This is a genomic window from Streptomyces sp. NPDC100445, assembly GCF_044759735.1.
Lineage (GTDB): Bacteria > Actinomycetota > Actinomycetes > Streptomycetales > Streptomycetaceae > Streptomyces.
This window is the reverse complement of record NZ_JBIVZV010000014.1, coordinates 263582-289607: the sequence shown is the minus strand read 5'-3', so window position 1 is coordinate 289607 and position 26026 is coordinate 263582. Positions and strand designations below refer to the sequence as shown.

The 26026-nt window shown below is 72.9% G+C and carries 26 protein-coding genes and 1 pseudogene; 14 read left to right on the top strand and 13 right to left on the bottom strand.

Annotated elements, in window-relative coordinates:
* The first annotated feature begins 273 nt into the window (after window positions 1-273).
* The gene (locus ACIQVT_RS30165; RefSeq protein ID WP_403761028.1) at window positions 274-420 is read left to right on the top strand and encodes a hypothetical protein; all 147 of its coding nucleotides are present in this window, start codon (window positions 274-276) and stop codon (window positions 418-420) included.
* Window positions 421-555: 135 nt separating this feature from the next.
* On the opposite strand, the gene ACIQVT_RS30160 is transcribed toward ACIQVT_RS30165, so the two are convergent.
* A complete protein-coding gene (locus ACIQVT_RS30160; RefSeq protein WP_403761025.1) occupies window positions 556-1236 on the bottom strand; it encodes a hypothetical protein in 681 nt (226 codons plus the stop codon).
* A gap of 70 nt (window positions 1237-1306) precedes the next feature.
* Window positions 1307-2518 (bottom strand): bis-aminopropyl spermidine synthase family protein, encoded by a 1212-nt coding sequence (locus ACIQVT_RS30155; protein ID WP_403761022.1) that lies wholly within the window; start codon window positions 2516-2518, stop codon window positions 1307-1309.
* A gap of 641 nt (window positions 2519-3159) precedes the next feature.
* On the opposite strand from ACIQVT_RS30155, the gene ACIQVT_RS30150 reads away from it, so the two are divergent.
* Complete coding sequence (locus ACIQVT_RS30150; protein ID WP_403761017.1) at window positions 3160-3579, top strand: S-adenosylmethionine decarboxylase family protein; 420 nt, start codon at window positions 3160-3162, stop codon at window positions 3577-3579.
* Window positions 3580-3742: 163 nt separating this feature from the next.
* Window positions 3743-3937 (top strand): DUF3073 domain-containing protein, encoded by a 195-nt coding sequence (locus ACIQVT_RS30145; RefSeq protein ID WP_403761014.1) that lies wholly within the window; start codon window positions 3743-3745, stop codon window positions 3935-3937.
* A gap of 628 nt (window positions 3938-4565) precedes the next feature.
* On the opposite strand, the gene ACIQVT_RS30140 is transcribed toward ACIQVT_RS30145, so the two are convergent.
* Together ACIQVT_RS30140 and ctaD are read right to left on the bottom strand one after the other, a co-directional pair.
* The gene (locus tag ACIQVT_RS30140) at window positions 4566-4916 is read right to left on the bottom strand and encodes a cytochrome C oxidase subunit I (RefSeq protein WP_403761011.1); all 351 of its coding nucleotides are present in this window, start codon (window positions 4914-4916) and stop codon (window positions 4566-4568) included.
* Entirely contained in the window at window positions 4913-6637 is a 1725-nt protein-coding gene (gene ctaD / locus ACIQVT_RS30135) for a cytochrome c oxidase subunit I (protein ID WP_403761008.1), read from the bottom strand. The genes ACIQVT_RS30140 and ctaD overlap by 4 nt, the downstream gene beginning before the upstream one ends.
* Window positions 6638-6880: 243 nt before the next feature.
* Between ctaD and ACIQVT_RS30130 the strand changes: the two genes are divergently transcribed.
* Window positions 6881-7285 (top strand): hypothetical protein, encoded by a 405-nt coding sequence (locus tag ACIQVT_RS30130; protein ID WP_403761005.1) that lies wholly within the window; start codon window positions 6881-6883, stop codon window positions 7283-7285.
* Window positions 7286-7335: 50 nt separating this feature from the next.
* Here ACIQVT_RS30130 and ACIQVT_RS30125 read toward each other — a convergent pair whose 3' ends face one another.
* From ACIQVT_RS30125 to ACIQVT_RS30095, 7 genes are all read right to left on the bottom strand, one after another.
* A complete protein-coding gene (locus ACIQVT_RS30125; protein WP_403761002.1) occupies window positions 7336-7806 on the bottom strand; it encodes a DUF5994 family protein in 471 nt (156 codons plus the stop codon).
* 164 nt (window positions 7807-7970) lie between these two features.
* Window positions 7971-8270, bottom strand: coding sequence for an SCO5918 family protein (locus ACIQVT_RS30120; RefSeq protein WP_403760999.1), 300 nt, complete (start codon window positions 8268-8270; stop codon window positions 7971-7973).
* A 42-nt stretch (window positions 8271-8312) separates the two neighbouring features.
* Window positions 8313-8648, bottom strand: a complete 336-nt coding sequence (locus tag ACIQVT_RS30115) for a CBS domain-containing protein (protein WP_403761069.1) — start codon at window positions 8646-8648, stop codon at window positions 8313-8315.
* 146 nt (window positions 8649-8794) lie between these two features.
* Window positions 8795-10231, bottom strand: a complete 1437-nt coding sequence (locus tag ACIQVT_RS30110) for a DEAD/DEAH box helicase (protein WP_403760993.1) — start codon at window positions 10229-10231, stop codon at window positions 8795-8797.
* Window positions 10232-10415: 184 nt separating this feature from the next.
* On the bottom strand, window positions 10416-10619 hold the full coding sequence (locus ACIQVT_RS30105; RefSeq protein ID WP_007383480.1) for a cold-shock protein: 204 nt from the start codon (window positions 10617-10619) through the stop codon (window positions 10416-10418).
* A gap of 321 nt (window positions 10620-10940) precedes the next feature.
* Complete coding sequence (locus tag ACIQVT_RS30100; protein ID WP_403760990.1) at window positions 10941-11285, bottom strand: MerR family transcriptional regulator; 345 nt, start codon at window positions 11283-11285, stop codon at window positions 10941-10943.
* Between the two features lie 405 nt (window positions 11286-11690).
* Window positions 11691-12884, bottom strand: a complete 1194-nt coding sequence (locus tag ACIQVT_RS30095) for a PP2C family protein-serine/threonine phosphatase (protein WP_403761064.1) — start codon at window positions 12882-12884, stop codon at window positions 11691-11693.
* Window positions 12885-13047: 163 nt separating this feature from the next.
* Between ACIQVT_RS30095 and ACIQVT_RS30090 the strand changes: the two are divergent.
* A pseudogene (locus ACIQVT_RS30090) lies at window positions 13048-13632 on the top strand (phytanoyl-CoA dioxygenase); the annotation flags it as partial.
* Window positions 13633-13841: 209 nt separating this feature from the next.
* On the opposite strand, the gene ACIQVT_RS30085 reads toward ACIQVT_RS30090, so the two are convergent.
* A complete protein-coding gene (locus ACIQVT_RS30085; RefSeq protein ID WP_403760987.1) occupies window positions 13842-14309 on the bottom strand; it encodes an SgcJ/EcaC family oxidoreductase in 468 nt (155 codons plus the stop codon).
* Between the two features lie 174 nt (window positions 14310-14483).
* Here ACIQVT_RS30085 and ACIQVT_RS30080 point away from each other — a divergent pair, with 174 nt between their 5' ends.
* From ACIQVT_RS30080 to ACIQVT_RS30040, 9 genes are all read left to right on the top strand, one after another.
* Window positions 14484-14933, top strand: coding sequence for a MarR family winged helix-turn-helix transcriptional regulator (locus ACIQVT_RS30080; RefSeq protein ID WP_403760982.1), 450 nt, complete (start codon window positions 14484-14486; stop codon window positions 14931-14933).
* A gap of 201 nt (window positions 14934-15134) precedes the next feature.
* Complete coding sequence (locus tag ACIQVT_RS30075) at window positions 15135-15839, top strand: aminoacid decarboxylase (RefSeq protein ID WP_403760979.1); 705 nt, start codon at window positions 15135-15137, stop codon at window positions 15837-15839.
* Window positions 15840-16055: 216 nt separating this feature from the next.
* Window positions 16056-16760 carry a Crp/Fnr family transcriptional regulator gene (locus tag ACIQVT_RS30070; protein ID WP_403760975.1) on the top strand — a complete coding sequence of 235 codons (705 nt, stop codon included), beginning with the start codon at window positions 16056-16058 and terminating at the stop codon, window positions 16758-16760.
* Window positions 16761-16884: 124 nt separating this feature from the next.
* Window positions 16885-17820 (top strand): hypothetical protein, encoded by a 936-nt coding sequence (locus tag ACIQVT_RS30065; protein ID WP_403760970.1) that lies wholly within the window; start codon window positions 16885-16887, stop codon window positions 17818-17820.
* Complete coding sequence (locus ACIQVT_RS30060; RefSeq protein WP_403760967.1) at window positions 17817-20210, top strand: hypothetical protein; 2394 nt, start codon at window positions 17817-17819, stop codon at window positions 20208-20210. The genes ACIQVT_RS30065 and ACIQVT_RS30060 overlap by 4 nt, the downstream gene beginning before the upstream one ends.
* Window positions 20207-21121 carry a hypothetical protein gene (locus ACIQVT_RS30055; protein WP_403760964.1) on the top strand — a complete coding sequence of 305 codons (915 nt, stop codon included), beginning with the start codon at window positions 20207-20209 and terminating at the stop codon, window positions 21119-21121. The genes ACIQVT_RS30060 and ACIQVT_RS30055 overlap by 4 nt, the downstream gene beginning before the upstream one ends.
* A gap of 80 nt (window positions 21122-21201) precedes the next feature.
* Window positions 21202-21684, top strand: coding sequence for a Pycsar system effector family protein (locus tag ACIQVT_RS30050; protein WP_403760961.1), 483 nt, complete (start codon window positions 21202-21204; stop codon window positions 21682-21684).
* A 228-nt stretch (window positions 21685-21912) separates the two neighbouring features.
* Complete coding sequence (locus tag ACIQVT_RS30045) at window positions 21913-24591, top strand: ABC transporter substrate-binding protein (protein WP_403760958.1); 2679 nt, start codon at window positions 21913-21915, stop codon at window positions 24589-24591.
* A 61-nt stretch (window positions 24592-24652) separates the two neighbouring features.
* Window positions 24653-25189 (top strand): hypothetical protein, encoded by a 537-nt coding sequence (locus tag ACIQVT_RS30040; RefSeq protein WP_403760955.1) that lies wholly within the window; start codon window positions 24653-24655, stop codon window positions 25187-25189.
* A 115-nt stretch (window positions 25190-25304) separates the two neighbouring features.
* On the opposite strand, the gene ACIQVT_RS30035 is transcribed toward ACIQVT_RS30040, so the two are convergent.
* Entirely contained in the window at window positions 25305-25850 is a 546-nt protein-coding gene (locus tag ACIQVT_RS30035; protein WP_403760952.1) for a DUF4232 domain-containing protein, read from the bottom strand.
* Window positions 25851-26026 lie beyond the last annotated feature (176 nt).

The following is a 26026-nucleotide window of genomic DNA, read 5'->3' as shown; positions in this document are numbered from 1 at the left end:
CGGCGTTGTCTGTGGCGCCTGAACGGCGGTGTCGATCGCGGACGGCGACAGCCTATGCGGTGCGCCCACCACGGTCACCGGCCCACCGCGTCCCCCGGCCCCCCCCCCCCCCCCCCCCCCCCCCCCCCCCCCGCCCCCCCCCCCCCGTCCGCGCGCGGACGCCCGCCCGGGTCCCCGCGGTTGTGCCCCCGCCCGCCCGTCCCTGTCTGCGATAATCGCCCTTCACGTCGGGACGGGCGTGAACTCGCGAGGGCCCAGGGGGGTTTGAGCACGATGAGCGCCGGGCGTCGGCGGGCTCTGCTGATCGCGGTGCCGGCCTATCCACAGCTGGAACAGGTGCCGGAGCTGAAGGACGACTTCCCGGCCCTGCCCTTCACCGCCCGGGACGCGGTGACCGCGACGAACTGGGCCGCTTCCTGAACTCCTGCCAGGACGGCGACGTCGGCCTCGTCTACTTCGCCGGCGGTGAACTGCTCGTGGCGGACGGCGGCGGCGTCACGCTCAGGACTCGGCAGGGCGGCGCGGGCGGCAAGGCCACTGCGACGGTCCTCCACCTCACCTGGCAGCGGGACGCGGTGAGCCTGGCCCCCACCGACAAATGCTGAACCGCCGCCGCTCCCACCCGGCTCCCGCGGCCGGTCCCCGGGGTGTTCGCACGTTCGTCGTCACCCGGACGAGGCCGGGCCGGCGGGGGGCCGAACCGAAACCGAACCGGACCGGGGGTGCCACCGGGGCGAGCGGTCCGAGGTCCCGGCCGGCGTAGGCGGCGGTGGCCGACACGATCGGGCGGAGGTCCTGGGCGCCGTACCACTCGCGCCGTCCGCCGCCCGCGCTGCCCCGGGTGCGTACGCCCAGCAGCCGGGCGGGAAGGTACGTCACCGCGGTCCAGGCCGGGCGGGCGGCGAGCGGCGCGGGCACGGCGCGCAGCAGCAGCCCCGGCAGACCGCGCCGGCCGGTGGTGAAGCTGAGGTCCAGCGGGCCGGCCGCGACCGTCCACCGCGCCGCGTCGGCCCGTACGGCGACGGGCACGACACGGACCTCGTCGAAGCTGTAGGTGGTGGCGATGAAGTCCGCGACGCGGCGGGACGGCGCCAGCAGCAGCCGGTGTCCGTCCTCCCGCTCCACCATGACGTCGCTGAACGGCCCGAACGGCGACCGCGGCCAGTGCCCCAGCACCGCGCGGGTGCCGGACGCGGTCCCCAGTCCGGCGATCCAGCCGTCGAAACGCAGCAGCATCCTCCTGCGGGTACCCGCTCCCGGCCCATCATGTGCCCGGGTGGGGCCGCCGGATCGGCGGGCGCTCCGGCTACCGGTCCTGGTTCTCCGCACCGAGGGGCACCAGCGGACCGGGACGGAACGGACCCTTGCCGCAGTTCGGGCAGCCCTCCTCGCGCAGCGCGCCGACCGAGGCCCACTTCGCCCCGGCGCCGACCCGGAACATCTCGCCGCAGGCCACGCACTCGTACATCCGCTGCCGTGAGCGCTTGTCACCCGTGTAGAGGGGGCCCTGGTAGCCGCCGTCCTGCGACGGCGCGGTCGCGCTCGTGGTCAGCAGGTGCTGGAAGAATCCGACCCCGCCGAGAATTCCGCTGCCCTCGTACTCGTTGAAATTGCGGATGTATCCGTTGGTGACGAGACCGAGGTCCATGATTTCGCGCTGCACCTGGAGCATTTCGTCCGGGCTCTTCCCGCCGAACGAGAAGAAAATGCTGTGGGCCGGCCCCTGGCGAAGTCCCTCCACCGCGCGCGAGAGGAACAGCCGGGCACCTTCGGGGGTGTACGGCGGGTCGGTCATCGCGACGTCGAACCGGCGGTGCAGTTCCTCCGGCAGGGGATCGCGCAGGTCGTGGTGGACCGTCTCCACACGCGTCCCGAGATCCGCGGAGACCCGCTCGATGTACCCGAGGATCTCGGGCGAGATGTCGACCACCGTCACCTGGTCGACGAGCGGCGCGCCGAGCACGTCCCCCACGACGGCGACCGCCAGCGAGACCAGGTCGTCGTCGCCGATCAGGAGCAGCGAACCACCGGGCAGCGTGCCGGCCGTCAGCAGCGCCAGGACCCGCCGCACCTTGGTCTCCGAGGTGCACTTGGACTGGTCGAGCGTCATGTCGGCGGCCGGGCCGTCCGCCATGACGGCGTCCAGCCGGGCGACGGCCTCCTCCAGCACCTCGGGAATCACCAGTTCCCGCCCGTCGCAGGTGCGGCAGGTGGCGTCCATGGTGAGGTCCATGCCCAGCTCGGTGACGACGGCCCGGCCGGCCGGGGTGAGCTGCGACGGCCGCTCGTGGGTGATCAGCCCGCGGGTGCGCAGCTCGTTGCCCACGGCCGCCACGATCGGCACGGGCAGGCCCACCGCCCGGCTGATGTCCTTGGTCGAGGCCGGAGCCAGCCGGCGGAGGGCACGCAGGATCGACCGCACGCCCGGAGGCCCCTCCTGGAGCCCGACGGCGTCCGCCACGTCGTTGAGCACTCGGTCGGCGCTGACACTGCGGTGCCGTCGGCGGGCTTTCGTCACAATGGTGCTCCACGGGGGATGAGAACGGTCGTGCCAGTATACGGGCCCGGCAAAGTGCGATGCCAGGTGGCCGAAAGCTTTCCGGCAATTCCGGGAAATCATTGTCGCGGCCTTTTACCGGTCGGTTTCGACGCCGCGCATTACCGCTGTGCGGACCGCTGCCGTTGCCCTTCCCCGCCGCCGCCGGTGGAAAGGGGTGTGCCGCGGGCGAGCCCGCGCCCGCCGTCCGGTGGGGACCCGTTCTCCCGGGTCGGCATCGGAAGTGCCGGCCCCGGCGACGGTCCACCGACTCCCCGGTCTCCCGCGGTCCGACGGGCCCGATCCGACACCGCGTCATGTGTGAGCCGCGTGGTCATCGTGCCGAATGCGGCGGTGAATGCGATCCGGTGTGGTGAAATCCGGTGGCTCCCCCGGCCGCCTTACCGGGAAAATGCCGCCCTCCGCCGGCCACCCGACAAGTCTTCGGCGGACGCTCCGGCGGGCGTACCCGCAGGCCACCGCAGCGCGCTGCGGCAGGTTACCCTGCGTGCTAGCCTGGTCTGGCTAAGTGTCGGCAGTCGGGATGTCAAGCCCCCGATCCGGTCACCGTGATCGTTGTGATCCGCGTGGGTGAATCCGCGTGGTGAATCCCTGGAGAGGAGATGCGGGAAGCGGCTCAGGCGCGCGCTTCCCGGAGCGCCATGAGTAATCCCGCGGAACTCGCCACCGAAGGTATAGACGTCGACGACCTCTGCTCGTACGCGGTCGACGTATGGGTGAGCGACCACAGCATTCTGACCGATGAGGAGCGCCTTCTGAAGGTGCTCCGCGACGCCGCGGCCAAGGGCAACGCCAAGGTTCTCGGGGAGGCGTCGCATGTCTTTCCCAACGGCGCCGTGACCGCGATCCTGCTGCTTTCCGCCTCGCACCTCAGCATTCACACCTGGCCGGAATTCAGCCTCGCCAACGTCGATCTGCTCGCCTACGGCCGGCTGAACGGCGAGCGCATGATGCAGAGCGTGGAACTCGGCCTCTCGCCGACCAGGATCAACGTGACCCGCATGCTCCGGGCCGTTCACTGAGCACGTCGGTCGGCGTACGTGACGGGTCGGACACCGGCCCGGTCTTCCGGCCTGTCTGCTGGGAACAGGCCGACTGAGCTAGCATGGTGTGGTGTCTAGGGAGTATCGGTCGCGGGGATGACGTACGGGCCCCTGCGTCCGGGCATCTGTGAGGAGATGGATCATGGGACGCGGTCGCGCACGTGCGAAGCAGGCCAAAATCGCTCGCGAACTGAAATATCGCGCTCCCAGCACTGATCTCAGGGCTCTTCAGCAGGAGCTGGCGTCCACCGACGACACGCCACGTCCCGCGACGGCGGACATCCTCCTCGACGAGGACGAAACCGACGAACGGGACCATCCGCTCGACCCGCAGTGACCTCACCGCGCCCACTTCCCCGGACAGTCGGCCCCTCCTCGCCCCACCCAGCCCTCCAGCGACCCCGTGGTGAAGTCACCGGGGTCCATGGACACGCCGGGCCGGGGCGCGGTCGTCTCTCCGTGAACGCCGAGATGAGCGCACCCGGCGAGTGACCCCGCGGCACGGGCCCAGCAGGGCCCGCGCGGGCCACGGGGCGTACGCGGCACGGTGGTGGACTGACGGCGCGTATACGCACCCACCCCTGGGCTTCAGCGCCACCGGCCTGGCCGGTGTCAGGGCGTGTGCTCGGGGCCGGCCGAGGTCCGGCGCCCGGGGTTCTGGGCACGGCTTCCCGGCGGTTCCACTGCCGCGCAGCGGGGCACTCTTCCGGTCGGCGGCTTGGCAGCGCGTGCGGTACGGCGAGTCCGACCTCCGCGCGGGACGCGCGGCGTCACCCCTCTTCACCCGAGGTGACGCCGAGGACGAGGCGGGCCGGCCGGTCGCCGGTGGGACGGCTGGGGACGACGGTGGCCGCAGACGTGCCCGCGCCGCCGACTCCCGGCTCCCGGGCCGGTGGCGTCCAGTCCGCCGGAGCCGGTCGACGCTGCCTCAGGCCGCCCACCCGTACGCGGCCGAACGGCCGGTGTCAGAGCACCAGCAGCAGGGTGGCCACCGTGGTCAGACCGGCGCAGACGGCCAGCGTCATGGCCAGGCAGCGCCGGCGCAGCTCCCGGTAGCGCTGCTCGTACTCGGCGCGCAGCGACACGCAGCGGGCCGCGACGCGTTCGAGGTCCGCGCGGGCCCGGCGCAGACTGTCGGCGGCGTAGCGTCGCTCGATCTCCTCGCGCTGCGCCGTCGTCAGCCACTCCAGGGAGCCCGTGAACTCCCGCGCCCGCTGCTCGGCCTCGGCGACCCTGGCCTGCCACAGCAGGTACCCCTCCACCTCGTTGCCGAGGTCACCACCGGTGCCCGCCCCCTGTTTGGGCAGTCCGGTCACCCGTGGCCCCGGTCGGTCGTGGTCGGGTAGCCGCCGCCCTCGTGCTCCGTCACCGCGATGTCGGGATGGTGAAGGTCGAACGCCGGGGACTCGCTGCGGATACGGGGCAGGGTGACGAAGTTGTGCCGCGGCGGCGGACAGGAGGTCGCCCACTCCAGTGAACGGCCGAAGCCCCATGGGTCGTCCACGTCGACCGGCTTGCCGTACTTGGCCGTCTTCCACACGTTGTACAGGAACGGCAGCATCGACAGCCCCAGCAGGAACGAGCTGATCGTCGAGATGGTGTTCAGGCCGGTGAAGCCGTCGGCCGCCAGGTAGTCGGCGTACCGGCGGGGCATGCCCTCGGCGCCCAGCCAGTGCTGGACCAGGAACGTGCCGTGGAAACCGACGAACAGCGTCCAGAAGCACATCTTGCCGAGGCGCTCGTCCAGCATCTTGCCGGTGAACTTGGGCCACCAGAAATGGAAGCCGGTGAACATCGCGAAGACGACCGTGCCGAAGACCACGTAATGGAAATGCGCCACCACGAAGTACGAGTCGGAGACGTGGAAGTCCATCGGCGGCGAGGCCAGGATGATGCCGGTCAGTCCGCCGAAGAGGAACGTGACGAGGAAGCCGGTGGCCCAGAGCATCGGTGTCTCGAAGGAGAGACTGCCCTTCCACATCGTGCCGATCCAGTTGAAGAACTTCACTCCGGTCGGCACGGCGATCAGGAAGGTCATGAACGAGAAGAACGGCAGCAGCACCGCGCCGGTGACGAACATGTGGTGCGCCCACACCGTCACGGACAGGCCCGCGATCGCGATGGTCGCGGCCACGAGACCCATGTAGCCGAAGATCGGCTTGCGGCTGAACACGGGGATGACCTCGGTGACGATGCCGAAGAACGGTAGCGCGATGATGTACACCTCCGGATGGCCGAAGAACCAGAAGAGGTGTTGCCACAGCAACGGGCCGCCGTTGGCCGCGTCGTAGACGTGGGCGCCGAACTTGCGGTCCGCCTCCAGGGCGAACAGGGCTGCGGCCAGCACCGGGAAGGCCAGCAGGACCAGGACACCGGTCAGCAGCACGTTCCAGGTGAAGATCGGCATGCGGAACATGGTCATGCCCGGGGCGCGCATGCAGATGATCGTGGTGATGAAGTTGACGGCGCCGAGGATCGTGCCGAAGCCGGAGAAGGCCAGACCCATGATCCACATGTCGGCGCCGAGCCCGGGGGTGCGGATCGCGTCGGACAGCGGGGTGTAGGCGAACCAGCCGAAGTCGGCCGAACCCTGCGGGGTGAGGAAGCCGCCGACCGCGATGGAGGACCCGAACAGGTAGAGCCAGTAGGCGAACATGTTCAGCCGGGGGAACGCCACGTCGGGCGCGCCGATCTGGAGCGGCATGATCCAGTTCGTGAAGCCGGCGAACAGCGGGGTGGCGAACATCAGCAGCATCACGGTGCCGTGCATCGTGAACAGCTGGTTGTACTGCTCCTCCGAGATGATCTGGAGCCCCGGCCGGGCCAGTTCGGCGCGCATGATCAGCGCCATCACGCCGCCGAACAGGAAGAACACGAACGACGTCGACAGGTAGAGCGTGCCGATCGTCTTGTGGTCGGTGGTCGTCAGCCACTTCACCACGACGTTGCCGGGCTGTCGGGGCCTGACGGGCAGCTCGTTCTCGTACGAGTCCTCAGCTGCCGCGGCACCGCCCTGGGGTTCGTTGAGGATGCTCACAAGTCGTCCGTCTCCCGATGCTCGCCGTCCGCCCACGCCTTGGCGGCAGTCACCCGCCATCCTCGTCGTGCGAGCCCGGACCGGACGCCCTGAGCGCCCGGCACTCGGCCGATCGGATGACGGATACACACGGATGGAGCAGCGGTGCCGGCCGCGCGGCCGGGTTTCCGGGGGTGGGCTACTCGAACCGGTGTGAGTAGCCGTGCTCTGTCCGGCGCCGGGGCGGGCCGCGAGGATTCGGTCATGCCACAGACACCGCACCCCCGCGTCCGCCGGTTCCTCGCCGTCCTCCTGACCGCCGTCGCGGCGGCGACCGCGTGGGCCGCCTGGCTGCGCCGGGACCGGGGCTACGGCGTGCGCGCCGACGGCACGACGACCGGGCCCTACGAGCCATGGCAGGTGGCGGGGTTGGTGCTGACCCTGCTGGTGTCGGTGGTCTGGTCGGCGGCCCGGGGGCATGTCGTGGGCGCGGTCGCCGGCACCACGGCCGGGCTGACCGTGGCGGCCTACCTCGACTGGTCGGACGACGCCACCGGCCTCTTCGCCGTCGGTGTGGCCCTGGTCATGCTGGGCACCCTCGCGGCGACCACCGTCGTGGCCGTGGTGGTCCACGCCGTGCGCCGGCACGAGGGCCACCCGGCGGCCTGACGGCCGCGGTGCTCCGGCCGACATCCGTCAGCAGAACACCGGTCGGTGGCTCAGCGGTCCCAGTTGGCCTGCGCGAGCGCCAGCATGTGCGGGGCCGACAGGGCGTTGCCGGGATCGGCGGCGGTGGTCAGCAACCAGCTCGCCGCGCCGGCGGGTTCACCGGGCGGGACGACCAGCAGCTCGCGCCGCCCGAGGGGGCCGCAGTCCAGGGTGATGGTGTGCGCCTCCGTGTCGACGACCGACAGGAGCACCTCGACGACATGGCCGGGTGCCGGCACCGTACGCGGGACGTCGGGCCAGGCGGCGGTGTCCACGGTGACGCGGACGACCCGGCCCAGTCCGGGCCCCAACGCGCCGAGCAGCGCGGGTAGTTCGAGTTCGAGCGCATCACAGCGGGGCCACCAGGCGCCGTGCAGCGGACCGTGGCCGACGGCGGGGGCGAGGGCGAGCCGGGGGAGAGGCATCCGGTACGTGTGCGCCCCGGGGAAACCGTCCGCGGCGGGCCAACCGTTCGTGTCCATACGTGCGATCCCGTCCCGGACGGCTTCCGGCCGCCCGTTTTCCGTCGTACGCCGGGAACGGCACCGTCGCGGTCGCCGCGCGACATGCTTCCGGTGCCGTCCAGCGTACGTCCGCGGCGCGGAGCGAGCGGCGGACGGCGGCGACCGCGACGGCCCTGGGGGTTCTAGCCCAGCGAGTTGTCGGCCCAGGGGAGGGTCGAGGGCTCGGCGTGCTCCTGGGCGACGACGGGCGTCACCTCGTGGCAGGTGAAGCCCAGCCGGGTCAGGGCGCGGCTCACCTCGGCGGCGGTGAAGTCCCGTCGGTCCTGCCGGGTGATGATCTGTCCGACCTGCTTGACCGGGTAGACCCGGCGGTCGATGGTGACGCAGCTGCCGACGGCGGGTTCGGGCCGGATGCCCTCCATCGACTGCTCGACCTCGCTCTTGGTCAGGTCGAAGGGGAAACGGGCGATGACACAGCGCATGCTGCCTCCACGGGGAGCGGTCAGGGGGCGGTCGGGGAGCGGTCAGGGGATGAGGGTGAGGACGCCCAGGGCGTAGCCCCGCTCGTCGACCACGGGGGAGACGTCCAGGGTGCGGACCCGCATGGCGGTCTCCGCGTCGTCCAGGGCGGAGACGGACGGGGTGAACGGCCCGCGGTCGAGCGGTATGTCCCGCAGCGGGGCCCGGTCGCCGTACGAGGAGCCGGCCCGGTGGGCGGTGAGCTGGGCCCTGGTGACCAGACCGGAACAGCGGCCGGCGGCGTCCTGGAGGAGCAGGTGGGTGACGCGGGCGCCGATGAGGCGGGACAAGGCCGCGTCGACGGTCGTGTGCTCGTCGATCTGGAGGCCGGGGGCGGCCATGGCGTCACGGGCGGTCAGCCCGGTGCCTTCGGCCGCCGGCCGCCGGCGGGGTGCGGCGGCCGGGGACCAGGCGGTCGGCTCGGGTGGGTGCAAGGGCTTCCCTTCCTCGGCGAGCGCCTCGCGGACCCCGCCCGGCGTGCGGACGGTCAGCGGGTCCTGCCGGCGCCGGGACGCCGGGCCCGCCTGGCCCGTCCGCCGCGGGCGCGCCCGGCGGAACCCGCGCGCTCGGGGCGTTCGGCGGCGGCCGGCGCGGCGAGCACGACGGGCACGCCGGACGGGGTCCGGGCGCCGGTGATGCGGCTCAGTTCGGGTTCGCCCGGGCGGACCTGGGTGGCGCGGGCGGTGATGCCGGCGTCGGCCATGAGGCGGTTCATGGTGCGCCGCTGGTGCGGCAGGACGAGCGTGACGACGGTGCCGGACTCGCCGGCCCGTGCGGTACGGCCGCCGCGGTGCAGGTAGTCCTTGTGGTCGCCGGGCGGGTCGAAGTTGACGACGAGGTCGACGTTGTCGACGTGGATGCCGCGGGCGGCGACGTTGGTGGCGACCAGGACCGTGACGTGCCCGTCCTTGAACTGGTCGAGGGTGCGCGTCCGCTGGGGCTGGGACTTGCCGCCGTGCAGCGCCGAGGCCCGGACGCCGACCGACAGCAGGTGCTTGGCGAGGCGCTCCGCCGCGTGCTTGGTGTCCAGGAACATGATCACGCGGCCGTCGCGGGCGGCGATCTCGGTGGCGGTGCTGTGCTTGTCGTCGTCGTGGACGTGCAGCAGGTGGTGCTCCATCGTGGTGACCGCGCCGGCCGACGGGTCGACGGAGTGCACCACCGGGTCGTGCAGGTAACGGCGCACCAGCTTGTCGATGTTGCGGTCCAGCGTGGCCGAGAACAGCAGCCGTTGGCCGTCGGGGGGCGTCTGGTCGAGCAGGCCGGTGACCTGGGGCATGAAGCCCATGTCGGTCATCTGGTCGGCCTCGTCCAGGACGGTCACGGTCACCCGGTCCAGCCGGCAGTCGCCCCGGTCGACGAGGTCCTTCAGGCGCCCGGGGGTCGCGACGACGACCTCGGCACCACCGCGCAGCGCGGCGGCCTGGCGGCCGATCGACATGCCGCCGACGACGGTGGCGGGCCGCAGACGCAGTGCCCGCGCGTAGGGGGTCAGCGCGTCGGTTACCTGCTGGGCCAGTTCCCGGGTGGGTACGAGGACGAGGCCGAGCGGCTGCCTGGGTTCGGCGCGCTGTCCGTGCAGGCGGGCCAGCAGGGGCAGGCCGAAGGCGAGCGTCTTGCCGGAGCCGGTGCGTCCGCGGCCCAGGACGTCGCGGCCGGCCAGAGAGTTCGGCAGGGTCGCGGCCTGGATCGGGAACGGCGCGGTGACGCCCTCCGCGAGCAGCGCGGCGTGCAGCGGCGCGGGCAGGTCGAGGTCGGCGAACGCCTCCACGGCCGGCAGCGGCTCGGTGAGGCTGACGGGGAGCGCGAACTCTCCCTGCGGGGCCCGCCTCGGCTGGGGACTCGAACCCTGCGGGCTCGTCCTGCGCGAACGGAACCGGGCGGGATCGTTGCCGGTACGACGGGTCTGTTGGGCGCGGCTCACGCGGAACCCTCCTCGATGCGTGCGGCACGTATCGAGGAATTCGATTCAGCGGTGCGGAACCGCGACGGAATTCGCAAGAACAAGCCGAAAGGAAGCCAAAAAGGCGAGGGCAGAAAAAAGTGGGGAAAACGGGCTGGGGCCCGCGCCCAAGAGCGCGGGCCCCACCACGTGCAAATCGTCAGCGTCAGGCGGGAACGATGTTCTCGGCCTGCGGGCCCTTCTGGCCCTGCGTCACGTCGAAGGTCACCTTCTGGCCCTCCTGAAGCTCGCGGAAGCCGGAGGTGGCGATGTTCGAGTAGTGCGCGAACACGTCGGCGCCGCCGCCGTCCTGCTCGATGAAGCCGAAGCCCTTTTCCGCGTTGAACCACTTCACGGTGCCAGATGCCATATTGAATCTCCCTAGGGGCAGTGCCGGGATCCACACTGTGCAGAACCCGAGTCGCCGCGATGATCACCCCTCAAGGGGACCCGGAAAGGCCTGGAAGATTTCACAGACGCTCTCCGGCAATCAAAACTGCAACTGTTATCACGGTAACACAGGAGGCCCCTGGCCTCCCAGGCTTTCCGGCATTCGACTCCGGCCGGTGGCTGATCCTGATCCCACGGGACCGGAGAAACTCCTGGCATCCGGGAGGTAATCCTGTAACGGCGGCGACAGATATTTGTCGCGGGGCCGGCGGGGCCGGCGGGGCCGGTGGGACGGGTGGGCTCAGTGGCCGCCGCCGGTCCCGGTGCCGCCGCCCAGCCCGTGGCGCATCGTCTCGTTCAGCCGCAGGGCCTCCTCCAGCTGGTCCTCGAGGATGATGATGCGGCAGGCGGCCTCCACCGGCGTGCCCTGGTCGACCAGTTCGCGGGCGCGGGCGGCGATGCGCAGCTGGTACCGCGAGTAGCGGCGGTGACCGCCCTCCGAACGCAGCGGGGTGATCAGTTTGGCCTCGCCGATGGCGCGCAGGAAGGCGGGCGTCGTGCCGAGGATGTCGGCGGCGCGGCCCATCGTGTAGGCGGGGTAGTCGTCGTCGTCGAGGTTGCCGGCGGTTGGGTTCTCGGCGGGCATGGCACCTTCGTTTCGGGGGCGCGGGTCCGTCTGGCGCCCCGGTGGACACAACCCTAACGTCGGGGCGCCCGGATATGTGGCGCTGCCCCGACAGATTTCCGACCTCCGTCGCACGCGCGATCCGGAACCGCCCCGGGCGGGCGCCGGCCGGGGGTGCGCCACCGGAGTGACCCATCGCACGTTCGGCGTGGCGAGCGGGCCGGCCGGTGGCGCGGCGGCGCCGGACGCCGCCGTCGCCGCCCGGTCCGCGGGCGCCCGGCAGGTTGCGCCGCCCGGACCCTGGTTACTCGCCTTCCAGGGGTTGGGAAAGCAGCCCCGACCGGGTTCTCCGGGCACGCGCCGGGAGAACCCGGTTCCGGGGAGGGGAGGACACGCGGGCGGCTGCCGGGGAGATTCCGGTGTACGTCAGGAGAACCCGGCGTCGGCCGCGTGCCGCTCCCCGAGCCCGGAACCGTGCCAGTCCAGGACCATGATGGTCGCGTCGTCGGCCAGGACGCCGCCGCACACGTGGTGCACGGCGTCGGCCAGCGCGCGCACCACCTCGCGGGGATGCTCGCCGCGGGTGTCCCGCAGCAGCCGCGCCATGTCGAGGGTTGCGGCCTCCCGCTCGCACATGCCGTCGGTGAGCAGCAGCAGGCGGTCACCGGCGCGCAGGTCGATGTCCTGTGCCTCGTACCGGACGGGGAGCGGCACCCCGAACGGCAGGTTGATCCGCAGGGGCACCTCCTCGACCCGTCCGTCGCGCAGCCGCAGGGGCCAGGGGTGCCCGGCGTTGACCAGCCGGCAGCGCCCGGTGTCCAGCTCGATGCGCAGCAGCTGCCCGGTGGTCATGCCGTGGCCGTGCGCCCGGATCGCCCGATGGGCCGCGTGGGCCTGCTCGGTGAGGCCGAGTCCGGCGCGCCGGGCGCCGCGCAGGGCGTTGACGGTGAGGGTGGCCAGCAGGGCGGAGGCGGTGTCGTGGCCCATGGCGTCGGTGATCGACAGGTGCAGCGCGTCGGCCTCGAGGGTGTAGTCGTAGGTGTCGCCGCCCACCTCGTCCGCCGGGAGGAGGCCGCCGGCGAGGGTGAACTGCGGGGCCTCGCAGCAGGAGGCCGAGGGCAGCAGCTGGTGCTGGATCTCCGCGGCCAGACTGATGCTGGTCGTCCGTCTTCCCCAGTGGTACAGGTCGGTGAAGCGCCGGTCGGTGACCACGATGTACGCCAGGGCGTGCGCGGCCTTCTCGATCTCCTCCCGCACCTCGTCGTCCAGGCGCGGCACGGACAGCTCCAGGACCCCGATGCAGTCGCCCCGGTTCGTCACCGGTGCGATGACGCGGTACCCCTCGTCGGGGTCGTACTCGTGGTGGAGGCGCTGGCTGCGAAGAACCCGGTCGTACACGCTGCCGCGCAGTCCGGTCCGTTGGGTGCCGTCCCGCAGTGACTCCCCCGCGCGGGGCAGCCGTACGGCCTCCCGCCCTATCAGGTCGACGAGCCAGAACGACACCGCTCGCACGCCGAACCGCTTCTCCAGGTTCCGGGCGACGACGTCGACCGACTCCGTCGGCGCCGCCTCCTCGGCGGCCCGCAGTACCTCGCCCAATCCCAAGCCCTCGTCTCCCACCACGTCCACCTCCCTCCCTCCCGAATGCCCCGACCCCGCTCGTGGCACGCCGAGGGCCACACCGACGAGCGACGCCGGGGCCCGGAAAACACGGTTGCCGTCACCCTGCCGCCGGGTCAGGCTGCCCCGGCAGCCGGTGAGTCGAGCCCATGGGAGGACACGGATGCTGACCGGGACCGAGATCGCGTCCTTCGTCGAGGACGGCTTCGTCCGCGTGCCGGGGGCCGTGCCCGGGGCCGTCGTGGACGAGCGCCGCGCCCGGTTGCGGGCGGCGAGCGGCTGCTCCCCCGACGATCCGGGGAGCTGGACGGAGCCGGTGGTGCGGATCGGCGCCCTGGCCACCCCGGCGTTCCGGGACGCGGCGGGCGGCGCGGCGCTGCGCTGCGCGAGGCCTACGACCAGTTGGTGGGAGCGGGGACGCTGGCGCGCCCCGCTGGGGCTGGGCACCTTCCCGCTGCGCTTCCCGAGCGAGAGCGAGCCCGGCGACGCCGGCTGGCACCTCGACGCGGGCTGGATCGCCGGGTCCGGGGAGTACCGGGTGAACCTGCGGTCACGCGGGCGCGCGCTGCTGATGCTGTTCCTCTTCACCGACGCCAGCCCGGACGACGCCCAGACCCGCATCCGGGCCGGCTCGCACCTGGACCTGCCGCCGCTGCACGCCGCCGCGGGGGAGGAGGGCCGGGAGTGGTTCGCGCTGTGCGAGGAGGCCGTGCCGGCCACCGCCGGCCGCCGCGAGGTGGCCGCCACCGGGCGGGCCGGCGACGTGTTCCTGTGCCACCCGTTCCTGGTCCACGCCGCCCAGCGGCACTGCGGGAGCACCGCGGTTCCTCGCCCAGCCGCCGCTGGAGCCGACGGGACCGCTGGACCTGGACGGCCCGGAGCCGTCACCCGTCGAGCGGGCCGTACTGGCGGGCCTGCGCCGGGCCTGAGAGCGGCGGGGTGGCCGGGCTGGTGTCCTCAACGGACGGCGGGCCGGGTGGCGGGCTGGAGCCGGAACGACACCGTCTCCATCAGCCGCCGGTGCCGGGTCTTCTGCACGGCGGCGATGAGCCACCCGTCCCCGCCCCCGCGTACGACCGTGTAGGTGGCGATCTTGCCCAGCCGCCCCGGCCGGCCCGTGCCGACGTCGCCACGGGTGACGACGACGGCGGTGTCGGGGCCGTGGAAGCTGAGGTCGGTGATGTCCAGGGACAGCCGCGTGCCCTTGAGGAAGCCGGCGAACAGCGCCTGGTGGGCGCGGCCGATCTCCGCGGGGCCCCGGTAGACGGTGCCGACGTACGTCACGTCGGTCGCGTCGTCGGTGAAGCACCGTCCGTACGCGGCGCCGTCACCCCGGCTCCAGGCCGCGCGGCTCTGCTCCAGAAGGTCACGGATGGCCGCCACGTCGCGCTCACGGGTGGGGTCGGCAGGGGTGCGGATGTTCACTTCTCGTGCCTCCGGTTCGCTGGGCGGGCCCCGCGACAGGTCCCGCGGGAGCGCCGGCGCCGCCCTTCGTGCGCCCGGTTTCCTGTGGTAACTTCTCCGCAGCAGTAGATGCTGCTACGAAGTATCTTTATCGAGGAAGAGATTAGGGGGTGGGGCACCGTGTCAACGCCGCCGATGCGTCCCGATGCCGGCCAGGTCTACCGGCACTACCTGAGCGCGGTCCTGCTCCACGGCCACGCGAGTGCCAGAGCGTGCGGACTGGGCGCCACCGACCTGTACGCGCTGAACATCCTCCAGCTGTCCGGGCCCATGTCCCCCGGCGAACTGGCCGAACGCACCGGCCTCACGACCGGCCCGACGACCCGGTTGATCGACAGGCTGGAGCAGGCCGGCTACGCCCACCGCGCCCCCGACCCGGCGGACCGGCGCAAGGTCGTCGTGCGGCCGGCCGGTGAACCGGTGGGGATGGACCGTGCCATGGCGCCCGCGCGGCAGAAGGTCGGTGAGATTCTCGCCGACTACACGCCCGAGCAACTGGGCGTCCTCTTCGACTACTTCACCCGCGCCACCCGCGCCTACCAGGACGCGGCGGCCGCCCTGCGCGACACCGCCCCCGGCGACTGACCCCGGTACATGCCGCGCGCGGCACGCCGCACGCCGGCCGTGTCCCCAGGGGCCATCCGGTGGACCTCGGCGAGGAGAGCCCGGAGCGCCAGCGGGTGCGATCCGGGCGCCGTCGGTTTCGGTTCCGGCCCTCGTGCAACCCATGCGGGGAGGCACGGCACCGGCCCGGGGCGGAGCGGGCCGCGGGCCGGGAAGGAACGCATGGACCTGCTGGGCACCACCAGCTCCTCCTCCCGGGTGTACGCCACCCTCGACGGCTGGCGCCGCCACATGGTCCAGCACGGACACGGGCTCTTGGACGCGGCGCTGCACCGCGCCGGCCGCATCCGCAAGGCCGTCACCGGCCTGCCCGGGCTGCGCCTGATGGGCGAGGAGGTGGTCGACCAGGGCCTGACCGCCGAACTGGACCTGCTGAAGATCACCATCGACGTCCGGGACCTCGGCATCAGCGGCATGCAGGCCGCCGAGTGGCTGCGCGCCCACTGCCACGTCGACGTCGGCTCCTCCGACACCTGCCGGATCAGCGGGCAGATCACCCACGCCGACGACGACCGCACCGAGAACCTGCTCATCGACTCCCTGCACCGCCTCGTCGAACACGCCGGCACCATCGAGAAGCGGCCTCCGGTCCACCTCCCGGAACCACGCGCCCTCCAGTTGGAACAGGCCATGCTGCCCCGCGACGCCTACTTCGCCACCGCCGAACACGTCCCCGCCGAACGGGCCGTCGGCCGCGTCGCCGCCGAGACCATCAGCCCCTACCCGCCCGGCGTTCCCGTCGTCGCCCCCGGCGAGGTCATCACCCCGGCCGTCATCGACTACCTGCGCGGCGGCGCCGAGGCCGGCATGCTCCTCCCGGACGCCGCCGACCCCACGGCGAAGACGTTCCGCGTCACGGCCCGCTGACCGCCCGGGCGCGCCCGCGCGGTGACGGGTGAGTCATCGGGCGACGGTTCGGGGGGACGCCACTCCGGCGTCCCCCGGATGCGGCATCCTGAGCCGTATGACGCCGCATCAGCTGAGCCCGGGGACACGTGGACGCGCTCCCCGGGGCGCGCACGGTCCAGCAAGCTCCCGCACACGGCTGCGCGCCGCACGGGGGACGGCTGCCGAGGGCGGGTCGTGAGCGGACCCGGGGCGCGGGAGCCGGTGATGCCGCCGATGCCGCCGCGGAACCTGCGTGACTTCGCCGGAGAAGCCGTGTGGGCCGACATGGTGGCGCGGTGCTTCGAACGGCGGCACCCGGCGGGCAGTGTGCTGCTGCGGCAGGGCGAGCCCGGTACGCACGTGCTGGCCGTCGTCACGGGCGTGGCCAAGGTCATCCGGCGGGAGCGGAACGGCGATCTCTCACTGCTCGCCTTCCGTGGCCCCGGGGAACTGCTGGGCGAGGTCGCCGTGCTGGACGACGGGGTCCGCTCGGCGAACGTCGAGGCCATCTCCCGGTGCGTCGTCGGTGTGATGGCCAAGGCGGACTTCCTCGCGTTCGTCGACAGGCACGGCCTGTTCCCCGTACTCGTGAGGTATGCCCTCGCGCGGCTGCGGGAGTCGGACGAGGCCCGCGGTGGCGGCGACGTCCGCACCCGGCTGGCCGCCGCGCTGGTGCACCTGATCGACATCTCGGGAAGCTCCCGCGCCCCGCACGGCACGAGCGGCCCCGTGGAACTCGCCCTTACCCGCCACGAGCTGGCCCAGCACCTGAAGGCGTCCCGGAACACCGTCACCGCCGCCCTGACCGACCTGGCCTCCTGTGGTGTACGCGTCGGACGCAAACGCATCACCGTCACCGACCTGCCGGCACTGCGGCTCACCGCGGACGGGAAGGGGTGACGGGGCACCGGCCAAGGCGTGGCGTGGGTCACACCGCTTGCGCACTCCTCGGGCACACCGCCCTCCGCCGTCCCGGCAGGCTCGAGGTCGTCAGGACGTACGAAGGCCCACACGAGGAGTTTCCGTGCCGCACATCGACCAGCCCCACACGCACAGTCGTCCGCTCCCTCCCTACCGGGGGATCCTGGCCGTCGACGCAAAGGACTTCACCGGGTACCCGGCCGTGCAGCACGGCTCGATCAGCCGGGCCGTCCCCCAACTCCTGGAGGCGGCGTTCGGGCGTGCCGGACTCGCGGAGGTGTGGAAGGACCGGCGGTTCCCCGACTCCACGGGTGACGGGTACGTGTTCGGGTTCGAGCCGGCGGTCATGCCGTTCGTCGTGCACCCCTGGCTGGCCACGCTCCAAGAGGTGCTGACCGAGTTCAACGTGCACTCCGCGGGAGTCGCGAGCATCCGCCTGCGTACCAGCCTCAACATCGGGCCGCTGCCCGATGCGGGCGACGAGTTCGACGGCAACGGCACGCCGCGCAACGACACCCACCGGCTGCTGGACTCCCGGCCGGTAAAAGCCGTGCTGGCGGCCTCCAGCGCCAATGTCACGCAGGTCGCGGCGATCCTCTCGGACCGGTGCTACCAGGACGTCGTGGCGAGTGGCTACACCGGACGCCACCCGGACCACTTCATCGAGGTGCCGGCGACGGTCGAGGGCAAGGCGTTCGCGCAGCGGGCCTGGTTGTACGTGCCCACGCCGTCCGGCGCCCTGTACGACCGGCGGGTGCTGGGCGACCAGGTCATCGACGACCAGGAGAAGCGCCGACCGGACGGCGGAACCCGGCGGCGGGCGACCGGCCGGGGAGCGGCCGGGGCACCCCGGTCGGTCGTCAGGGCCGATCGCGGCAACGCCAACAGCGGCACGGTGTACGGCGGCCAGAGCGTCAGCAACCTCGACGTGGGCCGCGACCACATCGGCGGCGACTACGTCCGGGGCGACAAGGCGGGCACGGTCCACGGCAATCAGGGCGACACCGTCCACGGCGACAAGCACCAGGGCGACCGGTGAGCGCGGACACCGGTGAACCCGGCCCGCCCGCACTCCCCTCCACCGGGACCGCGGACACCCCGGGGCCGGACGCCGCCCCTCCGGCGGACAGCGGGCCGGCCCGGGGCGCGGACGGCGGTCAGGGACCGACAGGCGGCGACGGGTACCTCACCGGCGAGGCGTTCGACGACGGCCTGGAGGTCGGCTTGGACGACATCCTCGACGAGGCTCTGGCCGCGATTCTCGACGAAGGGCCGATGGGCGCCGGGAGCGGAAGATTCACGTACATCCACGCGCCGTACGGCACCGTCAACTCCGGTACCGTCCACGGCGGTCAGCGTGTGCGCAACGGCGCACACGCGGCCGGTGCCGGTGTCGGCGGCCCGCGGGTGGTGGCCCACGAGGGGCCGATCTCCGAGCCGGAGATCACGGACGCGCTGAACGGGTTCGCCCGGCCCGACTGGTTCCCCGCGGCCATGGCGGAACTGGACGGGCGTGTGCTGTTCCTGTCCGGTGAGCCGGGCACCGGACGCCGTACCGCCGCGCTGAACCTGCTGTACCACCACGGAGCCGGACCGAGCCTGCGGGCCGTCGACAGCGACGAGGACCTCGCGGCCTGGCGCCCCACCGACAACGGCACCCGCGGGTACCTGGTGGACGGGTTGTTCCCCGCCCGCCCGCTGAAACCCGGGACCGTCGGCAACCTACGGCGCCTGCTGCACGAGGCCGACGCACGCATGGTGATCGTGCTGCCCGACGACCCGGTCGTCGTACGCGACCTGGCACGCGACCTCCACGTGACATCCGTCCGCTGCACCCCGCCCCCGCCGCGAGCGGTGTTCGAGGCACGCCTCGACGCCGAGGTGCCGGACCCGGCCGAGCGGGCCCGGCTCCTGGCCGGTCTGGAGCCCGGGCTGCTGGACGAGTTGCTCGCGTCCCGGCTGATGCCCGCGCAGGTCCGCGAGCTGGTGGACGCCGTCGTGGGCACCGGCGGTGGCGGCACGACGGCCGGCGACATCCGCGACCGGCTCAGCTACCTCGCCGAGGAGGAGGTGCCCGACCTCCTGCGCAGCCTCCGCGATGATCCGGACGGTCTCGCCTTCCTCCTGGCCACCTGCGTGTTCGAGGGCCTCGACCACCGCGTCGTGCGTGAGCAGGCGGAGCGCCTCGCCGACCTGGCCGACGGCCGGCTGCACTCGGTCCTCCCGCAGGGCACCGGCGACCGGCCCGGCACGGCCACCGACGCGGGCGTGGGAACGGGCGGGGGAGGGGCGCAGCCGGGAGCACCCGGACCGGACGGACTCGCGAGCTCCCAAGGGCCTTTGTCCAACCCGCGGTTCGTCTTCCGACGCTCCCTGGACGACCTGCTGCACACGGTGCGCGCGGAGTACGGGGCCAAGGAGTACCACTCGACGCACGGCTACACGTACGTGGTGGAACCGGTGCGGTTCACCCGGCACCGGCAGGGTGAGGCGGTCCTGCGGCACGTGTGGCGGGAGTACGGCCGCCTCTCCGGACTGCTGACCAGCTGGATGGGCGAGGTCAACGGCGAGAGCGACCTGACCCAGCCGGTCGGCCGGGTCATGGGCATGGCCGCCCGCTGGGGCGGCGGGCGCAGGGCTCTGCTGCACATCCGTGAACTGGCCGGCTCCGACCGCGCCACCAGCAGGGCCGTCGCCGCGTACGCGCTGGGCATGGCCGCCGAGGATCCCGTCCTCGCCGGTGAGGTCAAGTACCGGCTGCACCAGTGGAGCGTCCAGTCGAGCTGGCAGGTCCGCTGGACCGTCGCGCACGCGTGCGGGACGGGTTTCGGCGCCGCGCGTCCGGACCAGGCGATGCGTCTGCTGCGCAACGTCTTCCGGGGCGGCCAAGACCGGCAGGAGACGGTGGTCGCCAAGGTGGTCCGGCGCTCCTTGGTGAACCTCTTCCTGACGGGCAACGAGCCGACGGTCTTCGCTCACCTCGTCGGATGGGCCGACACGCGGGGCCCCGGTGTCGCCCGCCTGGCGCTGGAGGTCTTCCCCCACCTGTTGGCGTCCGGCACCTGGTGCCAGGACCAGCTCGTCGGCGACGGCGAGTTCGCTGGCCCCGTCACGGACCTCACCCGCCGGGTCATCGACGACGAAGAACTGTCCGGCCCGACGTGCAGGGCCCTGCTCCTGTGGTGCCGGGCGGCCGCCTGGGACGACCGGCAGAGGAGCGCCGCCGAGACTCTTCTGACGGCACTCGCCCAGGACATGCGCCACGGTGCCCTGCGGCTCTTCGTCATGATCGACCGGGACGGGGATCCCGGCATCGCCGGACAGCACATCGCTCGCCGGGCTCTGCGCGCCTGGCGCACCGGTGAGCCGCCGGCATCGAACCCGGGGCCCACCGACCGCCCCACGCGACCGTACGGGAGGACACCATGACCATCGGGACGAACGAGCCCCTCTGCGCCCGGGCGCCCCACGCCCCGTGGCGGGAGATCCTGCGGCAGCGCTGGTCCGGCCGCCGGGACCGGGCCCTGGTCCTCGTGACCGTGGACGGCGCCCATCACGTCCTGGGCGACACCGGATCCGGCGCGGGGAGGGCGGCCGGCGCCCCGGCAGCGAGTCTCTTCGGCAGCTACGCCGGCGCCTTCCACGTCGACCTGGCCGAGCGGCCGGCGACCCAGCCCGTCGCCCTGGTGACCCCGTACGGCACCGAACCGGTGGACGTGCGCCTGCTGTGGTGGGTACACGATCCGGCGCAGGTCGTACGGGTCCGGGCGGCGGACGGCTGGGACGCCGTGCGCCGAGACCTCAACCAGCGCCTGCGCCAACTGGAGGACCTCTGCGAGGCCGAAGGTCAGGTACTCAGTGCCTCCGGGGTCACGCAGCACCTGGCAGCCCGGTGCGCGCTCGCCGACGCCGGGCTCAGCTACCGCGTCACGGACGTCCAGGCCCGGGACACCGGGGGTGAACTGCGGCTGGGCCGGGCGGCCACCACGGAGGCGCCCTTCGCCTGGACCGCCGACCGCCGCGAGGAATACCAGTTCTGCCTCCGGACCGTGCGCGACGGCCCCGTCTCGCTCGCGGCACTGTGGCTGCTCAGGCACCCGGACCAGGTCAGCCAGGTACTGGACTGGTCCGTGCGCAACCAGAACCTGGTCCGGCAGGAGACCACGTGGCAGGACGAGGTGGCCGGCCTGCTGGGCCGGCTGTCCGACGAGGAGCGCCAGGAACTCTCCGAGTTGTTGCGCGACCGTCTCCACGCGCTCGGACGGCGCGTGCCCAAGCAGCAGGACACCTGGACCTACGACGGCGACCTGGACGGGCCCGCGTACGGGAAGACGCTGTGAGGGGCGCCGTAGCGCCCTCGCCGCCGCACCGACACCGGCAGCTGCACCGCGGTGTCCGGAACCGGCAGCGGCGGACCGGCATGAGCGTCCCAAGCGCCGGCGGCCCGCAGACCCTGGCGGCGATGGAACGGCTCATGACGGCGAACCGCGCCGAACTGGGACGGGCTGACACCAAGGCCGCCGTTCTCCTCGGGGTCACGGGAGCCGTCCTCGGCGCCTTCATCGGTGCCTCCCCGAGCCCCGCCATCCTGCGGTGGAGCGCGGTCGTCACCTCACTCCTGGCCGTCCTGTGCTTCGTGGGCGCCATCATGCCGCGCCACCGGGCCGGCAGCCGGTACGGCGGTGCCGGCCCCTCGTACTTCGGGCACATACCGGCGGGGGCGGACAGCGAGCGGCTGAGCCGGGCGTTCGAGCGGGGCTCGCGCGACCCCGCCGGGCCGCTGCTCGGCTCGCTGCTCGTCACCAGCGACATCATCCGCGCGAAGTACCGCTGGGTGGAGCGGGGCACCTTCCTGCTCGTCGCGGCCCTCCCGCAGTTCGCGGCCGCCCTGTACGCCGGCTGAACCGACGCGGAGCGGCCCGCCCCGTTCCGGCCGCCGCACTCGGGCCCGCGCGGCTCCCCGCAACCCATTGTGACGGCTGCCACACCGACGGTATCCTCCAACTTCTGCTCCTCGGCCTCCCCTTCCCGCACCGGCCCCTCAACCACCGGCGAGTGCGGGCGAGTTGGCGAGGGCGCGGTGCCGCATCCCGGCGTGCGTCATACCGGGCGAACATGGGGGAAGTTCCGCATGACCGCACCACTCGACAGTCCGAGATTCCCCAACGACCAAGCCACCGAGTTCGTCCGGGAGTTCCGGGTGACCGTGGCCCCCAGGTACGAGAACCGGGCCAGGCTCGCGACCAGTCCGCCGCTGTTCCTCGTGCGCGTACCACCGTCGGCGTACCGGACCGGCGTGGACCGTGTCGTCGCCGCACTGACCGGCGCGCTGCGGCAGCGAGTGCCCTTCGCCAGTCTGCCGGCCGGCACCGGTGACGGAGCCGACGCCCGGCTGCTGTCCGCCGGCGCCGGCACGCAGCTGTACCGCAGCGCCCCGCAGCACATGACTCCCGACCGGTTCCCGCACTTCCGCGTCATGTGCGACCTGGTGGACTACATCAGGGAGCACCCGCAGGAGTGGGTGACCAACGCCGACCAGGCGGCGGAACTGCGGTTCCACGCCGGCGAGCAGCGGGCCCGGCGCGGCGGTGCGCTCGCGTTCACCAGGATGCAGGGCCCGGCCCTCGACGGGATCGCCGGTTTCCTGGCCGGTCTCAGCTGGCTGTCGTTCGTCCAGCTGCTCCCGCGCCGGATCTGGGCGCACCGCATCTCCCGCAAGGTGATGCGGGGCTGGCTCGGCGCGGACCCGGTCGCCCAGGGCAGCAACAACCTGTTCCGGGTGATGGACCACGTGGCGGCCGAGCGCGCCGTCCAGCTCACGGAGGGCGCGTCCCGGGAGGAGGCGCTCCAGGAGTTCGACCGGCTCGTCCTGCGCGCCCTGCTGGAGGACCTGCGCCGGCCCGCGATCGGCCGCGTCCTGCCCGGCCGGCGCCGCCGGACCAGCCGCCCGGTCCTCTTCCTGGAACTGCCCCCGCCGGGAGAGCCGGGCGCCCGTGCCGCCGAGCGCTTCCTGCGTTCGCTGCGCCGGGCCCAGGCCACCGCCGGACCGCCGGGCCCGCTCGTCGTCGCCGTGGGCGTCCCCTCCGAGGCGCTGCTGCGGGAACTGGGCGACCCGGCGCAGAGCACGTGGCAGGGGGCGAGCGTCCGGCTCGGCGCCGACGACGCCGCCGGCGAACCCCCGGTCCTGGTCACCGTCACCGAAGCCGACCTGACCGCGAGCGGCGTACCCGTCCTGCCCGTCGAGCCGCGGACGTTCCGCTTCAGCCGGTACGTCCCGGCCGCGGTCGTGGGCGGGACGACCGCGCTCGCCCTGCTCGCGGGCGGGCTGCTGCTCCGGCCGGTCGTCTTCCCCGCGCCCCGCGACTGCCTCGGCGGCACCGGTTCCGTGGCGGAGGCCGCCCCCGCCGAACCGGTGCCGGTGCACGCCACCGCCTGGTACAAGGCGGCCGTACGGACCATCGACCGGCAGAACGCCCGCGTCGAGCAGTACGCCGCCCGGGGCCGTACCGTGCGGACGGTCGTCGCGTTCGTCTCCGACCCGCCCACGACCGACGACGAGACCCGTTTCGACGGGACGATCCCGGAGCTGCGCGGCATCGCGATGTGGCAGCGGAAACTGAACCGTGACGCCACCGCCGACGACTCGCTCATACCCCTGCGTGTCGACGTGCGCGGGGCCGGAGTGGCCTTCCGTGACGCCGAGAGCGCGGCGCGCAAGCTCGTCGCGGGACTGGCGGACGAGGACAGCGGACCGGCGGCCGACCGGGTAGTCGGGGTGCTGGGCTTCGCGCAGAGCCGCCACGAGACCCAGGCGGCCCTCCAAGTACTGGGTGACGCGCACATCCCCACGATCGGCACCACCGCGACCGCCGACGAGATGCTCACCGGTTCCGCCGCGCTGACCTACTGGCCGTCCACGCCGTTCAACTCGCGCGAGGCCAGGATCGAGGCGGACTTCGCGGCCACCGAGAACATCGTGGCCCGGCCCGGCCACGAGGACCGCTGCACCCCGGCCCGGAACGCCATCGTGATCGAGAGCTCCGCGGACCTCTACAGCGACAGCCTCGCCCGCCGGTTCGCCGCCGACTTCCACGGCACCCACCAGGTCTTCGACTTCAACCAGGACGGCGTCTTCGGCGCCGCCCCGCTGAGCGGAGCGGTCAGCGAGCACGGCGCCGACGCCCTGGCCCGGGCGCTGTGCGGCGCGCTGGGGGACCGGCCGGAGTCGGTGGTGTACTGGTCGGCGCGGGCGAAGGACTTCACCGCCCTCATCAACTCCATGGACACCGCGGGGACGTGCACCTCGCGCGACGTGACGGTCCTCGGCGGCAACGAGCTGACCAACGTGGCGCAGACCGGCGCGTTCGCCAACAAGGACTGGCTGCGGCTGTACTACTCCGCGCACCGGCTGCCGACCGACGACCCGGGTGCCGGCGACCGGACCCGGCAGTTCGTCGCCGACTACGACACCTATGTGAAGGCCACCGCCCCGGGCACGGACCCCTGGCGGCAGGACGGCCACTCCGCGGTCTCCTACGACGCCTTCCACGTCCTGTCCGAGGCGGTCCGCCAGGCCGGACTGGCCGACCCGGACATCGAACGCAAGTCCGTCCTGCTCGAACTCCAAGCCGGCATCGACTTCAACGGGGCCACCGGTTACGTGTCGTACGACGGCGCCAACGCCCCGCCCCACGACAAGACCCTGGTCCTGCTGCGCCAGACCGGCGACAAGCCGAAGGCGGTCCTCGCCTGCGGCGCCTACGACCAGCACCGGTCGAGCGAGGCCGAGGGACCGCCCTGCTCGGGCTGACCACCCGCTCACCGTGCCACCGTCCACCACGGCCCGCCGGGGCACGTGGTGCAATGAGCGGATGGGGGACACGAGCACGACTCTGGGGCCGCTGGAACTGCGCGACGGACGCTGGGTGGTGGGGGACACCGGCAAGCGCCACTGGCTGGAGTTGCGCCCGGACGGCCTGCACCAGCACGAGCCCGGCTCCGGGGGGCCGCTGGTCCCGTGGTCCCGGATCATGCGGGGCATGAACCTCACCATGGGCAGCCGCTTCCCGGCCCGGGGCTCGAACGGCTTCGGGGGCATCCTCGGTGGCCTGCCCGGCCCCTGGCGGGGACGCGGCAGCGGCTACCTGCACATGACGCTGCGCCACCCGTACGAGGACTGGACCGCCCGCTTCGACCGGCACCCACGCCCCTATCCCGGCTCCCACCTCGTCTTCCTCCAGACGCTGGCGACGCGGGTCGTCGACGCCGGGCAGCCGCACCTGCTGGGTGACCCCGAGTGGGTGGGCCGCGTGGTCGCCCGGCTGGCCCCGCAGCGGCCCCGGGGATGGCGCGGGATGAGGGAGGCGGTGACGCGGGCGATGGAGGCGGAGACGGAGCCCGAGGCCTGAGGGACGGGGTGCCCGGGGGCGGCGCACCGGATGCCGCCGCCGGCGGTACCGGGCCCGGTGCGCACGGGACGCCGGTACGGCCGGACGGCGGCCGTGTCGGGGAACGCCGGGACGGTTACCAGACCAGGGCGTCGGCCGGGTTGTCCTGCCAGTAGGTGACGGCGGCCGCGCTGTTGAAGAAGACACCGCCGTTCGGCAGCTTCAGGGTCTTCTCGCTGCCGGCCGCGCCCTCCTTCTTGTCGGTGAAGAGCACACCCAGGGTCTTCTCGGTGGCGCCGCCCTCACCGTCGGGGGAGTACGTGCCGATGCCCGCGTACGCCGACTGACCCGGCTTGAGCGTCACCACGGCCTGCGGGACCGACCCCTTCACCCACGCCAGCGGGGCCTGGGCGTCGGCGCCGGCCCTCAGGATGGGGGCGCCGTAGGCGTAGCAGGACTTGGTGCCGGTGTTGGTGGCCTTCAGCAGCAGGTGGTTGATCGGGCGGGACGCCTCGGTGACGGTCAGCGTGGTGTTCGCCGTGGTGCAGGTGACCACCGAGGACGCGTCCTTCGTGGCGGCGGACGCCGTCTGCCCGGCCGCCTGCACACCGACGAGGGCGAGGGCGGCGACGACCATGGAGGAAGCGGCCGTACGGGAGGCGGAGCGAGTCGTGATGCGCATGCGGGAGCTGCTTTCTCTGTACCCCGGAAAAAGGGATTCCTGAATGTGGGCGGTGCCGGCCGGTCCTGCCCTTCCGTGCCGCGTGGACCCCGGACGGATCCGGACGCACGCGCCGGAAGAAGCGGCTTGCGCAGCCGAGTCGGCGGGACCGAGCACCGCGGCCGGCGAGGCGCCGT

Coding starts and splice junctions, on each gene's coding strand:
- ACIQVT_RS30165 (WP_403761028.1), top strand. CDS start 274: ATGAGCGCCGGGCGTCGGCGGGCTCTGCTGATCGCGGTGCCGGCCTAT.
- ACIQVT_RS30160 (WP_403761025.1), bottom strand. CDS start 1,236: ATGCTGCTGCGTTTCGACGGCTGGATCGCCGGACTGGGGACCGCGTCC.
- ACIQVT_RS30150 (WP_403761017.1), top strand. CDS start 3,160: ATGCGGGAAGCGGCTCAGGCGCGCGCTTCCCGGAGCGCCATGAGTAAT.
- ACIQVT_RS30145 (WP_403761014.1), top strand. CDS start 3,743: ATGGGACGCGGTCGCGCACGTGCGAAGCAGGCCAAAATCGCTCGCGAA.
- ACIQVT_RS30130 (WP_403761005.1), top strand. CDS start 6,881: ATGCCACAGACACCGCACCCCCGCGTCCGCCGGTTCCTCGCCGTCCTC.
- ACIQVT_RS30125 (WP_403761002.1), bottom strand. CDS start 7,806: ATGGACACGAACGGTTGGCCCGCCGCGGACGGTTTCCCCGGGGCGCAC.
- ACIQVT_RS30120 (WP_403760999.1), bottom strand. CDS start 8,270: ATGCGCTGTGTCATCGCCCGTTTCCCCTTCGACCTGACCAAGAGCGAG.
- ACIQVT_RS30115 (WP_403761069.1), bottom strand. CDS start 8,648: ATGGCCGCCCCCGGCCTCCAGATCGACGAGCACACGACCGTCGACGCG.
- ACIQVT_RS30105 (WP_007383480.1), bottom strand. CDS start 10,619: ATGGCATCTGGCACCGTGAAGTGGTTCAACGCGGAAAAGGGCTTCGGC.
- ACIQVT_RS30100 (WP_403760990.1), bottom strand. CDS start 11,285: ATGCCCGCCGAGAACCCAACCGCCGGCAACCTCGACGACGACGACTAC.
- ACIQVT_RS30080 (WP_403760982.1), top strand. CDS start 14,484: ATGCGTCCCGATGCCGGCCAGGTCTACCGGCACTACCTGAGCGCGGTC.
- ACIQVT_RS30075 (WP_403760979.1), top strand. CDS start 15,135: ATGGACCTGCTGGGCACCACCAGCTCCTCCTCCCGGGTGTACGCCACC.
- ACIQVT_RS30055 (WP_403760964.1), top strand. CDS start 20,207: ATGACCATCGGGACGAACGAGCCCCTCTGCGCCCGGGCGCCCCACGCC.
- ACIQVT_RS30050 (WP_403760961.1), top strand. CDS start 21,202: ATGAGCGTCCCAAGCGCCGGCGGCCCGCAGACCCTGGCGGCGATGGAA.
- ACIQVT_RS30045 (WP_403760958.1), top strand. CDS start 21,913: ATGACCGCACCACTCGACAGTCCGAGATTCCCCAACGACCAAGCCACC.
- ACIQVT_RS30040 (WP_403760955.1), top strand. CDS start 24,653: ATGGGGGACACGAGCACGACTCTGGGGCCGCTGGAACTGCGCGACGGA.
- ACIQVT_RS30035 (WP_403760952.1), bottom strand. CDS start 25,850: ATGCGCATCACGACTCGCTCCGCCTCCCGTACGGCCGCTTCCTCCATG.